The organism is Flavobacterium hungaricum (assembly GCF_015182285.1).
Lineage (GTDB): Bacteria > Bacteroidota > Bacteroidia > Flavobacteriales > Flavobacteriaceae > Flavobacterium > Flavobacterium hungaricum.
In genome coordinates, this window is the sequence record NZ_PRDM01000001.1 from 169,818 (window position 1) to 184,280 (window position 14,463).

The window sequence follows — 14,463 nt, forward strand, 5'->3', positions numbered from 1 at the left end:
ATCCCTTTATCTTAAATACTTTTTAATTTAAGCAGTTTTTTAGATAGCCATTTTAAGGCAAGAATATCATACTCAATCCTTCTTTTGGATAAATCTTTCACAATATTGTAGGTTTGTAAATGGCATCGTTTCAGTTTTTCTTTTTTACCACAAAAACAATTATCATTCCTATTCATTTTTTGGGTGTTGAGAAAAGACAATAAGTTTATTACTTCTTCAATGGCTTCCATTTCAAAAAGCTCTTGGTAGAACTGTAAGATTCCTTCAGCTCCATGTTCATAATCTCCATTTGCCCATTCTTCTTCACTGTCAAAATATAACTGATTAGCCAAATAAGGAACAACTAGTAGTTCCAAATGCTCAGGCAAATATACTTGAAAGTTTAACTCGCTACTGTTCAAAATTAATTCATAAGAATAGAGTAGATAGAACAAGATTGATAAGGTTAATTATAAATATGTATTCCATCCAGAGTCGTATGTCTACCACGCTATTGAGATAGATTTTGAAATAAATGATTTAAGTGAACTACAAATTTCAGTTCAGAATCTAATAGGTAGATTAATAGAGAAAAGTCGTGAACATACAGATAAGCTAGCTTTCAAATAAATGTTAAATTTCGGCTATTTGTTATCTGGTGTACAGTGATTTTAAGATGTTCAAAAAACTACACAACCATCTCTGTATAATAAACCTCTGTCGACATAACGGCGCAGGGTCAATATAGGTCACTGAAATCTTTTTAATGTAGTCTTCGATTGCCGATCCTGTCAGTTTGTTGATCTCTTCTCTTTTCTGCTGCACCATTTCCTCAATCCGCTCCTCAGTTAATATTGTTCCAGCTTCAGCGGATCTACTTCGGATTAATTCTCGTATAAAATCTCTTTCTTCAGCAATACACTGTGTTATGTAATTTCCGTATTCCTGTTCTGGATCGAAAAAGTCATCAGGGTCATTATATTGTATGAATTCGGTTTTGGAATACAGCTTCTGCATAAATCTATTAAGCAGATCTTCGGTGCTCATGCCGTTGAAATAATCGATATCCTGTTTCATAGAGTCAATATTAATTTGACGGAAGTGCAATTAAGTTTCCTTCGTAGGGAAAGGCAAATTCGGTGATGGCAACAGACTGGTCCAGCCAAGCTGTTTCATCCTGCTTTTTAAGCATTATAGGCATCCTGTGTTTATGGTTGTGAACATAATCCATTATTTTATTGGCCTTAGTGGTCACCATGGTGTAGGTATTTTTAATCTCATCCGTTACCGGATCAGTCCATGTTGAGTACAAGCCTGCAAAGGTGAAGATTTCATCATCCTGCGAATTGATCTGGTACTTGTCCTTGCTTTTTCCTTTTTCATCATTCCAGTGCCATTCATAATAGGCTGAAGCGATTATCAGGCAGCGGTTATGGGTTATATTTTTGAACGATGCTTTCTCGTCAATGGTTTCAATGCGGGCATTAAGGGTGTTTTTTCTAAACTCAATGTCTTTTGCCCAGGAAGGCAGAAGCCCCCAGGTGTAATCCGTTGTGATGAGATGGGGAGAGGAATTTAGTATCACAGGTATGTTGGGATGCGAAAAACCGTTTATAAAATCCGACTGCAGATAAGTCTCTTCATTATCGAGTTCTGCATTAAAGCGTCTTTTGAGATCTTCTATAGAGGCATTCTGCTGGGTATAATAACACATAATTTCCGTTTTAAGGCTGTTTTAAAAATGTCTTATCCTGATATTAGTATTGCCTTTTAAAGGCATTTGTCTTTTTTATACCGTTTAAGTTTGAAAAAACGGATCTTATGGAATTATGCCCAATAGACATCAAACGCATCGAAAGACTTTTAAAAGAAAATGAAAAGCGAAAACAAAAGCTTAGGAAAATAAACAGCAGAAAACTGAGGTACTGCATGCTTGTTTTTCTATTTCTTTTTTTCTTCTCTATCAAATTTAATTCATTCTTAGGACTTTACATAAATAAATATTCAAAATTTCATTCTGTGGCGCGGCAGATTAATTTCATGCTCCTGTGGATAAGGCTGGCGGTGGGTACTGCTGACATCCTGTTTGATATTGTGCTGTGTGGTATACCTTTTTTCCGAGTCCGAATATCTTGGATCAGGTATGAAAGGCATTTTCGCCATTCGGGAAATAGTGATGGTCGGAAAATGATAGTCAATTTCCACGGTTCCTAAAAGCAGATAACATCCGCCTCCCTGAAATGGATTATTTACCAGACTATCCGGGAAATGCGCCGTATCAAAATAAGCCCCCTCATTATCAATCCATGTCCCGAAATACATATTGCCCCTTTTGGTTGGGACCTGCTTGGTTGAAATGAGGTAAGCCAGCATGCGGACCTGCTTTTTATGGTATTTGAGAAGGTCGCGCACCATCACATCTCCGCGGTGTCTGGTCTGCAGCAGATCAAAAACGGTGCAGGAAATGGGAAAATTCAAAAGCTCGATTTCATCAAAGGCATCCTCAAATACAGAGCGCTCCAGGACAGGCAGCTTAAATTCTTTGGCGGGCTGCTCAATGAGCATAAGCCCGCGGTTTTCCGGTTTGAAATTGTTCATCAAAAGGCTAACCTGAACCAGCAGCTGGTTTTTGTTTTTTCCGGTAAAGCGGAAAGCGCCGATAAAAATAAGCACTTTTATATTCTCAATGCCCATGGGCACCCTGTTTATGAAATCCTCGAGCGATTTATAAACGCCGTTTCTTTCTCGTTCAAAAGAAATGAACTGCGAGAGTTTGGAATCAAGGCCCTGCAGGTGCATAAAACCCAGATAGATATCGGTGCCGTAAAGAGCAGTCTCATATCCGCTTTTATTAACGCAGGGAGTATGGATAACAGCGCCGGCCATTCTGGCTTCGTGCACATAGATTTCAGTTCTGTAAAATCCTCCCTGATTATTGATCACAGCAACCATAAATTCAACAGGGTAGTGCACCTTCAAATAAAGGCTCTGGTAGCTTTCAACGGCGTAGGATGCCGAGTGCGCCTTACAGAAGGAATAACCTGCAAAGGATTCTATCTGGCGGTAGATTTCCTGGCTCAGCTCTTCGGGATGCCCTTTTGCGGCGGCTGAAATAAAGAAATCGTCCTTTACTTTCTGCAGCGCGGCTTTTGACCGGCCTTTACCCGACATAGCACGCCTTAGGATATCTCCGTCGGCTGCTGAGAGTCCGCCGTAATGCAGGGCAATTTTGATCACGTCTTCCTGATACACCATAATCCCGTAGGTTTCTCCAAGCTCCTTTTCAAAAACCGGATGAAAGTATTCAAATTTTGACGGGTTGTTATGTCGGAAGATATATTCCTTCATCATTCCCGACTGCGCCACTCCGGGACGGATAATCGATGATGCGGCCACAAGTGTTTTATAGTTGTCGCATTTCAGGCGGCGCAACAGTCCGCGCATGGCCGGGCTTTCAATGTAAAAACATCCTATTGTTCGTCCCTCGGCAAGATACACGTTTGCGGACTGTTCGTTTTTTGATAATGAGGTATCCCGAATATTGATTCGAAGGCCTCTGTTTTTCTCAATTAGTTTTACCGTATCATCAATATGGCCAATCCCTCTCTGACTGAGGATATCAAATTTTTCAAATCCGATATCCTCAGCGGTGTGCATATCAAAGAGCACGATAGGGAATCCTTTTGGAGGCATTTCCAGCGGCGTGTAATTGGTCAGCGGTTCTTCCGAGATCAAAATCCCGCAGGAATGCATGCTGCGCATATTGGGATATTTCTCGAGCATCATGCCGTATTCCTGCACCAGCTTGATAATAGAATTCGGTTCATGGAATTTCATAGGATTTTTGGCCAGTAGGTCTAGCTCGTCTTTGGGAAGTCCGAAAACCTTGCCGACTTCCCGGAAAATCGAGCGGTATTTGAATTCTACATTGGTACCGCAGAAAGCCACATTCTCATAACCGTAGCGGTCGAAGATGTATTTTAAGATTACATCACGCTCTTTCCAGCTCCAGTCGATGTCAAAATCGGGAGGGCTTTTACGGTTCTCATTGAGGAACCGCTCGAAATACAGATCAAGTTCCAAAGGGCAGATGTCTGTTATTCCCAGACAGTAGGCAATTATGCTGTTGGCACCGGATCCCCTTCCGATATGAAGGAAACCCCGGCTGTTGCTGTAGCGTATGATATCCCAGGTAATGAGAAAATAGCCGCTGAATTCAAGGTCATTGATTACTTTGAGCTCTTTCTCCACGCGCGCTTTTGCCTGGTCATTATGTCGTCCGTAACGCCATGCCAGACCTTCTTCGGCCAGCGTGGTCAGAAGGGCAATGTCCCCAGCCTTATTTTTGGTGTAATGTTTTTTGTTTTTGGGGCTTTCGAAATCATACTGAAAATTGCAGTGTTCGATGACATACAGGGTATTGTGGATGATCTCAGGATAATCTTTATACAGGACGATAAGTTTCGCTTCGGGCATCATCATATCCGATTTTCTGCAGCAGTCATCAGGCCCAAGTTTGGACAGAAGCTCATTGAGGTCAACGGCGCGCAGGATCCGGTGCAGGTTGTATTCCCTTTTGGTACGGAATACCACAGGCTGCAGGATAATCATTTTGGAAATCTTCTTTTTAAGTTCTGGCATAAAAAGCCTGCCGAGCTGGTCAGGCTCAATTCCAATAAATTCATTTTCGCCGAGCTCTGCAGGTGCATTTTCCAGTGTATAGATAAAATAAACCGATTCAAAAGACGGAGCTTTTACTGGCAGGGGATTTCCGCTGAAATTATGATCGGTCAGAAAGCGGTTCATCCGGGCAAGTCCTGCTGCATTTTGGGCAAGTCCAATATAACGCAATTTGTGCCTGCATCGGAATTCTATACCGACAAGCGGTTTTATGCCTGAGGCTTCACAGCCTTTTATAAAATCATAAATCCCAGTTACGGTATTAATGTCGGTCAAGGCTGCTGCCGTGACACCGCACTGTGCTGCCTGTTTTATCAGATCATCCAGCGGAATAGTGCCGTAGCGCAGGGAATGATAGGAGTGGCAGTTGAGAAACATGATTTATTTTTTACGTTTTAAAATTTCGTCTTTATTGTTGGGTTTGAAAGATGCTCCAGCGCATCTCATCACGGCATCAAATCCGTAACGGGTCTTCATTCTGTCCATAGCCTGATACAGGGAAAGAATTTCTTCGGTATCATTGAATAGGTCAATCTGGTAGGTTCCCCTGACTAGTCCGCTGAACCGCACTCCGATCAGACGCAGCCTCATGCGGCGCTGGTAGAGCTTGGTAAAAAGATCAGTGACGGTCTGGGTTAGAAGATGATCCGCTGAGGTGTACTGGACTCTGGACTGCTTGGTTTCGGTATCAAAATTGGCGTATCTTATTTTGACGGTCACCGTTGAGGTGAGCCATTCTTCAGCTCGCAGCTGATAAGCCAGTTTTTCCACCATGCCCTGAAGGATTCTGTTTAGTTTTAATACATCAATGGTGTCCTGTGAAAAGGTATGCTCGGTTGAAATTGATTTTCTTTCCGTATAAGGCTCTACAGGATTGTTGTCAATTCCATTGGCTTTTTTCCAGAGTTCTGTTCCGTTTTTGCCGATCATCTGCTGCAGGGATTCGGCAGGCATTTCAGAGAGTGTGCGGATGGTGCGGATGCCGATGCGGGAAAGAAGCTCAAAGGTTTTCTGGCCGACCATTGGAATCTTGCGGATGGAAAGCGGATTTAAAAAAGACTGCACCAGATGCTCGGGAATTTCAAGGTTCTGCTTCTGTTTGCCTTCACCGGTGCCGATTTTCGATACGGTTTTGTTGACCGAAAGCGCAAAGGTTAGGGGAAGTCCTGTTTCTTTTGTGATGCGCTGGGCGAGCTCATCTGTCCATCTGTAGCTGCCATAGAATTTATCCATGCCAGTGATGTCCAGATAAAATTCATCGATGCTGGCTTTTTCCACTACGGGTGCTTTTTCCTGAATGATTTCTGTAATGTCATGTGAAAGCCTGGAGTAGAGCTCCATGTCGCCTTTCATAATTTTGGCCTGAGGGCAGAGCTTCATGGCCATATGGATCGGCATGGCCGAGCGCACGCCGAATTTTCGGGCTTCGTAAGAGCACGAAGCCACAACACCTCTCTCACCGCCTCCAATGATAAGCGGTATGCCGTTAAGTTCAGAATTTGTCAGTCTTTCGCAGGATACGAAAAACGTGTTCATGTCGATGTGTACAATAGCCCGGCTCATAATCTTAATCATTTTATACAGATCAAAATTAGTACAGACAGCGACAATTCTCAAAAATAAAATGTTCTAAATAATAACAAAAATAAAAAAGCCTTATTTTTCGGGGCATAAAAAAAGCACCCAAATCGGTGCTTTTTTCCTTTATTAAGAATTTACGGAAGGATCAGAATTATTCTGAAGCAGGTTCTTCGCCGATCGGCTGGCCTGCTGTTTTCTTCATCAGAATGTAAAAATCCCTTAAATGCCACCATGCCGGGCAGCGGTCTATCGGGCCGTTAAAATTTTTGATGGTGGTATAACAGCTGTTGAGAAAAACCTGAGTGTCGGTAATCTTCGCCCATTCGGTCCACACTACTTCCTTCGGCGGCGGATTGTTCTCAAAATATCGTTTTATTTCTTCATGATTCATAGGGCAAAATTACTTAAAAAACCAGAACAGCACAAGGGCATGAAAGATGAAAACGCCCTTAAAGGGCGCCTTCATCTGCAAAAGAGTAATAGGTCTCGGGTGTCACAATCAGGTGGTCGAGCAGCGGAATATCCAGCAGTTTTCCGGCATCCCGGATTTTTCGGGTCATATTTCTGTCGGCCTCGGAAGGTGATGTTTTTCCGGAGGGATGGTTGTGGGTGATAATGATCCCGACGGCGGCAGCTTTAAGGGCTGCAGCGAAAAGCAGGCGCATATCCACCACAGTTCCCGAGATGCCTCCTGAGGAAACCTCGTAGATTCCCAGAACCCTGTTGGACTGGCTGAGCAGCAGTACTTTGAACTGCTCAAAGAATTCTATCTTGCCGGGATCCCAGCTGTCGAGCAGTATGCGGTAAGCATCTCGGGAAGAGCTGATATAAGGCCTGTCGGCACTTTTTACTTTGGTTTTATAGATCAGTTCGATTTCTGATACTTTCTGCCAGTCTGTGTTTTGATGTGCATTTTTCATAGCTGCTGTAGTTTTAAGATTAATTACAGCACCGCTGAGCGGGCAGGGACGAGCGAACGCAGAAAGCAACGCAATAAAGCAGGAGCGCAGCCCTGCATTTATGGGGGAATTTTTTGCGGAGAACCGAAAGCCGTGCCCGAACTTTGTGATGAAATTGACTTAACATTCCACAATAGCCCCTAAGCCGGGACTGCCCTGTACACCTTAAAGTGTCTGCGCGCCAAAAAAAAACCGCAGTGTAAAATCTGCGGTATCAATAGTAAAATTGGTTAAGCAGGAGCAGTCTGCTTTTTTCGTTTCTTCAACCGTCCGGCAATCTCAGGCAGGTTTTTATTTATAATCCTAAGAATCCTGCCGTGATATTTAGTGGCTTTATTGCGAAGTCCCCTGCACTGGATAATTTCCATTCTCGAAAGGGATACTTCAATGGTTTCCACGGGTCTGTTTTCAATCTGCGCCGAGAGTATCAGGGAATCTTTCTTTTTATAATACTCGTTGGTAAATACGCAGTGCTGGAGCGTGTCGCCCTCTTGGAGAAAATCCTGCACACGGTCAAGGACTTTTATGGTAAGGTCATTATCGGTAAAAGAAAGTCCGAAGAACTGTTTTTTATCATTTTCATAAATCGGCTCTGCTTTCTGTATTTCAGCACGCATCTGCGCAAGATGTTTCCTGCGCTGAATATTCCTTTTTTTAGCAACAAGCCTGTCATGCGCCTGGTCTAAATTTTCGGGGCAGACAAGAGCAGGGGAGCTTAGGTCTTTTTTAAACCATCGGAGCAGGGCAATATAATCCTCCCAAATTTTGATGTCCTGAATCTGATAACGCTGTTTAAGGCAGGTTTTTACTGCCTGCCAGTTTTTACGCAGGTGCTGTTCATGGGAAGTGAGGTAATGTTTCAGCAGAGAAGTCTGAGAACTTTTTAAAAGGGTTTCTGCAATGCTGTCCTTTAACAGGGCGGTAAAGAGTATCTGCGGGGCAATGCCATAGTTGGAAGTCTTAAAACCGTTTCTTTTTAAAAGCGGAATCACTTTCATGTGCGGATAAACCTTGTAGGGATTGATGCGGTATTTTGAGGAGTTCTGAAAATCCTTTGGACGGATTTCTAAAGAGGAATAGTACTGCCATGCATCATAGGCATTGGAAAAAACATTGGTGCTTCTTGAGATGGTGCGCACTTCCCCTTTTGGATTTATCCAATGCTGCATGACTTCGGTATGGGAATAGTCAGGAAGAAAATTCTTTTTCATGTTTTTATGCGAGCAGATGATGCGCACCACCTGATACCCAGAGCAGGTATCGGTGAGGGCGAAGTATTCAATTTCCCTAAAATGCACCTGATTGTGCTGATGCATTTTAAGTTTCCCCTTACAGGAGGCGCATTTGATAAACTTCTGGCAGGACAGGCTTTGGCTGTCAGGTTTCCATAAATGGGTACATTCCAGACAATGGAATTTCCCTCGTGAGAGTACCGCCCATTTCAGGAAAATATTTTTTTCCGCCCACTGATGCATCTGCGCAGTAATGGGCACAAGGGTGGTGCTTAAGGCGCTGATTTCTTTTTCTATAACTGTTTTGGGTATCATAAGTCAAAGAGTGTTAGGGTTTTCTGTACAGGATTCACGGATTGTACTGCCACTGTTTTTTGAACTGTGCTTTGAGATACTGCGGTGGCAGTTGAGAACAAATCAGGTTTTACAGGCGGGCTTACTGCAACTCTGCATTGAATAGTGGCAGGTGTTCCAATACTGTCGTCTGTGTAGTACTTCACAGCCATGTCAAAGATTTCCTGATTGTCAAAGGCGCATTCCCCTGTTTTTTTGATCTCGCCGAAAATGTAATGGAAACAGCTTTCCATGTTTTTGCTTTCTTTTTTATAGTCCTCTGAAAACAGGGGATCGTTCTGCGCTTTTTCGCTCAGGTAGCTTTCTATGGCGGTTTTAAATTTTTCTGATGCTTTCATAAAGGAAGATTTAAGATTGAAAAAGCGTTATTCAAAACTGTTTCTGTAGATGTCAAAACAGTATTCTTCAAAACAGAGCCAGCATACAAAGGTGTAATGGGGCAGTCGGTGGCGGTTTTTGACAGATTCCCCAAGGGAATCTTCAATTTCATATCGGATATTTTCCAAATCATCTAAATGCTGGATATAGAATTTCCTGCAGTCCGAGTTGTAGACAAACTCTGAAATCATCCCGCAGATGCATCCGTTTTTCTGCAGGTCTTCCAAGAAAGATTTTAACTGCTCTTTTTTTGTTCCGTCATAAGATTCCATATTAGAGAGGACTATTTTTTTGAACTGGGCGGATACGGGATATTCTATGTAAACTGATTTTTCAAAGGCTTTCATGGCGTATAAATTTTGATGTGAAACGGCTTTTATCCAATCAGAATGGCAGGTCGTCGGGTTCGTCTTTTGGCGCATTTTTCTTTTGGACTGCGGGAACTTCAGCAGTATTATCTGTTTTTGGGAAAACCAGTATTTTTATGTTACTGGTGTGAAAGGTCAGCGAACCGAGCGCTTTGCCCTCGGCATTATTGTAGACATTCAGACCTATACGCCCGAAGAGTTCGACCACAGTGCCTTTTTTAAGCCACTGCGCCATTTTGGAACCCATCCAATAAGAGCAGTCGATGTAGGTTACTATCTTTTTAAGCTCGTCAGATCCTTTTGGTCTGTAGCTGTCGTTTATGGCAATGGAGAAATTTACCACCTCCCTGTCATTTGAAACTTTTGCCGTTACGGCATCTTTTGTAATTCGTCCTGAGATTTCCATGATGCAACATTTTAAGTGAGTATTTTTTCTGTTTTTTCTCAAGCCCGCATGAAATTTTTCAAAAGAAAAACGGGAAAAAAGAAAGCACAAAATCAAGCGCCCGATAAAGGATCCGGAGTGCTATAAGTCCCGAAGGGCGGCAAGGCCGTTATGCGCATGCAGGAGCCTGCGGGTGCTATTTTCGCGGCTCTTTTAATCCGTTTTCATTGAAAATTTCCCTATTAGTTTTACAGCAGTCAGCACCCCTATTTCAAATGCCTGTTTTGGGATAGGCATTGAAATATTTTGTAATTTCAGGTGACAAAAAGCAATGCAATGGAAAAGCGATATGATCTGAACCGTTTTTTAGAGGCACAAAGGGAAACGTATGAGAACGCACTGCGCGAGATCAGGCAGGGCAGCAAACAGACCCACTGGATGTGGTTTATTTTTCCCCAGCTGAGAGGACTGGGATACACGGATTATAATATCTTTTACGGCATTGAAAATCTGCAGGAAGCCTCACTGTATCTAAATCACCCCATACTGGGAAAACGTCTGGTGGAAATTACCCAGGCAATGCTTGAGATCGAGAATAAAACGGCACTGGAAATTCTGGGCAGGGCAGATGAAAGAAAACTCAAATCCTGCGTGACCCTGTTCGGACTACTGCCTGCAACGCCTGAATGTTTCAGGCAGGTGCTTGAAAAATATTATAATGGGGTAAAGGACGAAAAGACACTGCAGATTTTAATTTACTGAATTCTTCAATCATAATTTACTGTTTTATATTTTGAATTTCAGGTGTCTATTAAATTATTTTGGCTTCAAGTATTATCCAAATTAGGTCAATATCAAATTCAAGCTGGGAAAGGCAGAAGGACGGCCAATTGTAAAAAAAAAAATATTTAAAAGCTCGTCAATATAGAGATTACGTTTGTATACAAATCTGCCATCAGTTTGAAATCTGCAATGAGCTGTCGTGAAAGCTCAATTGCTACTTCTTTTGGCATACCGTAAAGAACTCGGCTAAATGAGAATCTTAAGGAAATATTGAATTAATATAAATCATAGAAATCGAATCCTCCTCCATAGTTATTGACTTGGTAATGTTATTAATATTTGACATAATTATTTAGATAAAATGAGAAACACTAAATTAGCATAAATATAGTAAAGAGATATTAGATAATGAAAGGACTGGCAATAGAAGAAATAGTATAAAAAGTAAATAATGTAGAAGGAGTAAACATAATAAAGGGAGTACAGATATTAATTATATTAAATTTAATGATTATATTTACACCGTAAAAATAAGAAACCACCAGAACCAGAAAAAAGGTCTAGTGGTTTTAACTAAGTTTTACTTGCTTTTAACTGCTCGAACTAGTTTTCGAAGTTGTTTTAAACAAGAGGGTAAGAAATATAATATTCCGATTACCCCAAGATAAGTTGTTATTTCCATAGCATTAGAAATAAAGGATTGAACAAATCCACCCTTAAACCAAAAGACTCTGACCTCTTTTGGTTTTTTTATGGCTTCAAATGAAGATTCATTTGCCGTTCTACAAATATACGGCATCAGTTTTATAAATTTTTGAAAGGTTTACAAAATCAAGCAACAGTTATAAACAATTATTTTTTTAGCCGCAATTATCCATCTTTAGTCGTTTTAATTGTTTTTATCTCTTCATTTTGTTTCATTTTGTTTCATTCTGTTTCGTTTTTCTATGTATTTTAAAAAAAAAAATGGAGTTATCAACACCCCGTTTTTTTAATATCCTTCTAACTAACTTCTAAAATGCAATCTAATTAATAAAAATTCTAAATAAGGATTCAGAAAGTATTTAAAATAATCAATTAAGGAAAATGACATTATGTATATTTGTAATAATTAACGTAAAGAAATGATACTAGAAATAATGAAAAAAAACTAGTTCCTCTAAGCAGACTAACGAAAAACTATTATAATATGCCTTCACATCTAGAAAAAGTAATACAAGATTTTCAACACATGAATACTCCTACTGGTAAATTTGCTGATTTCATTACAAAACAACAAGATTACATTCGAGCAAAAACAGATAAGGAAAGAAAAAAGATAATAATGGAGATATCGCAAAGATTTGCCGATGTGTTTAATAAAGGTGAGTATGAAGAATTAATTAAAGAATTTAAAAACTAATTTCATATTTTATGAGCAATATGGCACAATTTGAAAAAGATTTTAATGAGCATCTTGAAAAAGAATATAACGCTTCAAATCAAAATGACAGTATTAAAAAATTAGCAGATGCAGAAAAAACTGTACACGCATTTGTAGATAATTATATTGAGCAGTATGGTTTAGATAGAAGTAATTTAAATATAACAGCAACTTATCTGATTAGAAAATTTGCAAGACGAAAAATCAATTACATAGATTAAATTGTATCAATTCAGATTTGAATATTTATAAAATCAAATAATTAAAAAAATATTTACAATGTGCTGCTTTAAAAAAAAATATCGTTGAAAAATTAAAATTTTTCTTAACAGCGCAAATTCTTTATTAATAGCGCTTTACGATGCGTAATTATAGAAATTGTTGATAAACAAAATATGGAAAACCTTCTCTAATCATTTTTTTATTATACTTTTGTAAAACGAAAACCCGCCTAAAAGACGGGTTCTTAATTTGGATTAATAATTTTATTACTTTTTCCACATTTGTACAACCATCGATATTGTACTGATAACGTTTAAAGTAACGGATGAAATTATCAACCAATGCTCTGGATTGTAAGGGTCCATGACCAAAGATTTATAAAAAGCTGCAGCCTAGGAACTGCGGCTTTTTTGTTGAACCACAAATTTCGACATTTTTCGGTGTACGTGAAAGCCAAACTTATTCACAATCGGACGTAGTTTTTAACAACACTATTATTTTGAGATAAAATTCACACAATGATTAAAAACTTAAAAATCAAATACTTAGTATTTTAAAATATCTAAAAACACCCGTAGAATATAGACTTTTTAGAATAAAAAGCAAGAAATTTTAAATAGTTTTAGAAAGTTTTTCTGGACATAAAAAAGCCAATCAATTATTAATTGATTGGCTTTATATTAATTATTTTATAATTATACTATTCAGATTTTGATTGATGTATATTTACCAATCGTTTTGCTTCATATGAACTCAAATTATGAAGATGTTTACCTATCATTCCATGGTTATATTGGAGGATTAGTAATTCAACACCATTATTTGAGTTATCCATCTCTATAGCTAGCACATCCAAAAGATTACGATATGCAATCTTTGCCGTTTTAATATATTCATCAATACCTATGTTATTATCACGTGCACTTTTTTTGCTATATCATCCATTTCTTCATAGTCGGCAGATGACAACTTAATGTTTCCCATATTTATTTAAATTTTATTTTATTTTTCCAGAACAATCAATTGCGGTGAAATATTCACACCGGATGTCCCCATGTTTTTTAAAATTTCATCAATTTTACTAATAATCTTTCCATAATTATCTACATCAAAATCACCATTAATATTCAGATTACTTCTGATAGCGTCACCAGTAATACCTATCACTTTTAATTTATATTGAACGTCAGCATCCTTGTATGTAACTGCTGCCGCTATGTTTGGCAAAGAACTAATATTAGCGGAATTCTTTTTTGACTTAACATCTAAACTTAAATCTACACCACAACCATAGACAACTTCTTCTTCTTTACCATTGATCGTACATTTCTGTTTTTTATACTGCAAGAACTTATAATTTAAATTTGTTTTAGAAGTACTAGTTCCAGCTGAAACAAAAACTATTTTACCATTAACATCTAAAATATATTTAGTGGAACTAAAGAATACATCATATCCACCATCTAAATCGTTTAACGTTTTAGGCTTATCACAGCCAACACCATCAGCATCAATTGGATTATCATCTTTAACTTTGGTTGGTGTACTACTACTTCCAACTAATGCATGAGAAGCTAAATTTGAAATATTAGTTTTGAAATTTTCAACTAATACTAATTTATATCTTTCTTCTGCATCGGCTTTTGCTTTCGCATCCGCAGCCATCTTCAATTTTCCCGCATCTGCATCAGCTCTTGCCTTAGCTTCTGCAGCGAGCTTTGCCTTTTGAGCAGCTTCTGAATCGATTTTAGCTTTAGTTTTTTCAGCTTCTGCTCTCGCTTCTTTTTCAGCTTTTGCTTTTTGTGCAGATTCTAAATCTGTATTATTTTGACTATTCGCAATCGATAAAAAAAGCACGCAAATAATTAAGTAAATTTTTTTCATTTTGATTGGTTTATATTAGATGTTAAATATAAGAAAAATAGCAAAACACCATATAAACTAACCAAAATCTGTTTAATCAAAATTCCACCATTAGACTGAGATATAACTGAAAAAATGAATTATAGACAAAACCAAAATAAGATGTGCATTCTTTTTTTTGTTGAGTTTAGAAATCAAATACTTGCACTAAAATCGAGATACGCAGTAGGCACTCCATGAGGTTACCAATTAGCAA

The 14,463-nt window shown here is 39.0% G+C and carries 15 protein-coding genes; 3 read left to right on the plus strand and 12 right to left on the minus strand.

Going from position 1 to position 14,463, the window contains the following annotated elements; genetic code table 11:
- Positions 1 to 11: 11 nt before the first annotated feature.
- From C4F50_RS00580 to C4F50_RS00630, 11 genes are all read right to left on the minus strand, one after another.
- Positions 12 to 368, minus strand: coding sequence for a hypothetical protein (locus tag C4F50_RS00580; RefSeq protein ID WP_193844498.1), 357 nt, complete (start codon positions 366 to 368; stop codon positions 12 to 14).
- Between the two features lie 262 nt (positions 369 to 630).
- Entirely contained in the window at positions 631 to 1,056 is a 426-nt protein-coding gene (locus tag C4F50_RS00585) for a hypothetical protein (RefSeq protein ID WP_193844499.1), read from the minus strand.
- A gap of 10 nt (positions 1,057 to 1,066) precedes the next feature.
- Positions 1,067 to 1,693 carry an SOS response-associated peptidase gene (locus tag C4F50_RS00590; protein WP_193844500.1) on the minus strand — a complete coding sequence of 209 codons (627 nt, stop codon included), beginning with the start codon at positions 1,691 to 1,693 and terminating at the stop codon, positions 1,067 to 1,069.
- 290 nt (positions 1,694 to 1,983) lie between these two features.
- Positions 1,984 to 5,037, minus strand: a complete 3,054-nt coding sequence (locus C4F50_RS00595) for a DNA polymerase III subunit alpha (protein ID WP_193844501.1) — start codon at positions 5,035 to 5,037, stop codon at positions 1,984 to 1,986.
- Between the two features lie 3 nt (positions 5,038 to 5,040).
- Positions 5,041 to 6,222, minus strand: coding sequence for a DNA polymerase IV (gene dinB / locus C4F50_RS00600; protein WP_193845816.1), 1,182 nt, complete (start codon positions 6,220 to 6,222; stop codon positions 5,041 to 5,043).
- A 169-nt stretch (positions 6,223 to 6,391) separates the two neighbouring features.
- The gene (locus C4F50_RS00605) at positions 6,392 to 6,631 is read right to left on the minus strand and encodes a DUF6965 family protein (protein WP_193844502.1); all 240 of its coding nucleotides are present in this window, start codon (positions 6,629 to 6,631) and stop codon (positions 6,392 to 6,394) included.
- A 58-nt stretch (positions 6,632 to 6,689) separates the two neighbouring features.
- Positions 6,690 to 7,160 carry a JAB domain-containing protein gene (locus C4F50_RS00610; RefSeq protein ID WP_193844503.1) on the minus strand — a complete coding sequence of 157 codons (471 nt, stop codon included), beginning with the start codon at positions 7,158 to 7,160 and terminating at the stop codon, positions 6,690 to 6,692.
- Positions 7,161 to 7,429: 269 nt separating this feature from the next.
- A complete protein-coding gene (locus C4F50_RS00615) occupies positions 7,430 to 8,746 on the minus strand; it encodes a PcfJ domain-containing protein (RefSeq protein ID WP_193844504.1) in 1,317 nt (438 codons plus the stop codon).
- Positions 8,743 to 9,123 carry a Cas9 inhibitor AcrIIA9 family protein gene (locus C4F50_RS00620; protein WP_193844505.1) on the minus strand — a complete coding sequence of 127 codons (381 nt, stop codon included), beginning with the start codon at positions 9,121 to 9,123 and terminating at the stop codon, positions 8,743 to 8,745. The genes C4F50_RS00615 and C4F50_RS00620 overlap by 4 nt, the downstream gene beginning before the upstream one ends.
- A gap of 27 nt (positions 9,124 to 9,150) precedes the next feature.
- A complete protein-coding gene (locus C4F50_RS00625; protein WP_070908213.1) occupies positions 9,151 to 9,510 on the minus strand; it encodes a DUF7222 domain-containing protein in 360 nt (119 codons plus the stop codon).
- 37 nt (positions 9,511 to 9,547) lie between these two features.
- The gene (locus tag C4F50_RS00630) at positions 9,548 to 9,937 is read right to left on the minus strand and encodes a single-stranded DNA-binding protein (RefSeq protein WP_193844506.1); all 390 of its coding nucleotides are present in this window, start codon (positions 9,935 to 9,937) and stop codon (positions 9,548 to 9,550) included.
- A 315-nt stretch (positions 9,938 to 10,252) separates the two neighbouring features.
- On the opposite strand from C4F50_RS00630, the gene C4F50_RS00635 reads away from it, so the two are divergent.
- From C4F50_RS00635 to C4F50_RS00645, 3 genes are all read left to right on the plus strand, one after another.
- Positions 10,253 to 10,678 (plus strand): DUF1810 domain-containing protein, encoded by a 426-nt coding sequence (locus tag C4F50_RS00635; RefSeq protein ID WP_193844507.1) that lies wholly within the window; start codon positions 10,253 to 10,255, stop codon positions 10,676 to 10,678.
- 1,210 nt (positions 10,679 to 11,888) lie between these two features.
- Positions 11,889 to 12,101, plus strand: coding sequence for a hypothetical protein (locus tag C4F50_RS00640; RefSeq protein WP_193844508.1), 213 nt, complete (start codon positions 11,889 to 11,891; stop codon positions 12,099 to 12,101).
- 11 nt (positions 12,102 to 12,112) lie between these two features.
- Positions 12,113 to 12,343 (plus strand): hypothetical protein, encoded by a 231-nt coding sequence (locus tag C4F50_RS00645; RefSeq protein ID WP_193844509.1) that lies wholly within the window; start codon positions 12,113 to 12,115, stop codon positions 12,341 to 12,343.
- A gap of 1,003 nt (positions 12,344 to 13,346) precedes the next feature.
- On the opposite strand, the gene C4F50_RS00650 is transcribed toward C4F50_RS00645, so the two are convergent.
- Positions 13,347 to 14,228, minus strand: coding sequence for a hypothetical protein (locus C4F50_RS00650; protein ID WP_193844510.1), 882 nt, complete (start codon positions 14,226 to 14,228; stop codon positions 13,347 to 13,349).
- Positions 14,229 to 14,463: the final 235 nt, after the last annotated feature.

Coding starts and splice junctions, on each gene's coding strand:
- C4F50_RS00645 (WP_193844509.1), top strand. CDS start 12,113: ATGAGCAATATGGCACAATTTGAAAAAGATTTTAATGAGCATCTTGAA.
- C4F50_RS00615 (WP_193844504.1), bottom strand. CDS start 8,746: ATGATACCCAAAACAGTTATAGAAAAAGAAATCAGCGCCTTAAGCACC.
- dinB (WP_193845816.1), bottom strand. CDS start 6,222: ATGAGCCGGGCTATTGTACACATCGACATGAACACGTTTTTCGTATCC.
- C4F50_RS00640 (WP_193844508.1), top strand. CDS start 11,889: ATGCCTTCACATCTAGAAAAAGTAATACAAGATTTTCAACACATGAAT.
- C4F50_RS00650 (WP_193844510.1), bottom strand. CDS start 14,228: ATGAAAAAAATTTACTTAATTATTTGCGTGCTTTTTTTATCGATTGCG.
- C4F50_RS00595 (WP_193844501.1), bottom strand. CDS start 5,037: ATGTTTCTCAACTGCCACTCCTATCATTCCCTGCGCTACGGCACTATT.
- C4F50_RS00605 (WP_193844502.1), bottom strand. CDS start 6,631: ATGAATCATGAAGAAATAAAACGATATTTTGAGAACAATCCGCCGCCG.
- C4F50_RS00625 (WP_070908213.1), bottom strand. CDS start 9,510: ATGAAAGCCTTTGAAAAATCAGTTTACATAGAATATCCCGTATCCGCC.
- C4F50_RS00610 (WP_193844503.1), bottom strand. CDS start 7,160: ATGAAAAATGCACATCAAAACACAGACTGGCAGAAAGTATCAGAAATC.
- C4F50_RS00620 (WP_193844505.1), bottom strand. CDS start 9,123: ATGAAAGCATCAGAAAAATTTAAAACCGCCATAGAAAGCTACCTGAGC.
- C4F50_RS00635 (WP_193844507.1), top strand. CDS start 10,253: ATGGAAAAGCGATATGATCTGAACCGTTTTTTAGAGGCACAAAGGGAA.
- C4F50_RS00630 (WP_193844506.1), bottom strand. CDS start 9,937: ATGGAAATCTCAGGACGAATTACAAAAGATGCCGTAACGGCAAAAGTT.
- C4F50_RS00590 (WP_193844500.1), bottom strand. CDS start 1,693: ATGTGTTATTATACCCAGCAGAATGCCTCTATAGAAGATCTCAAAAGA.
- C4F50_RS00585 (WP_193844499.1), bottom strand. CDS start 1,056: ATGAAACAGGATATCGATTATTTCAACGGCATGAGCACCGAAGATCTG.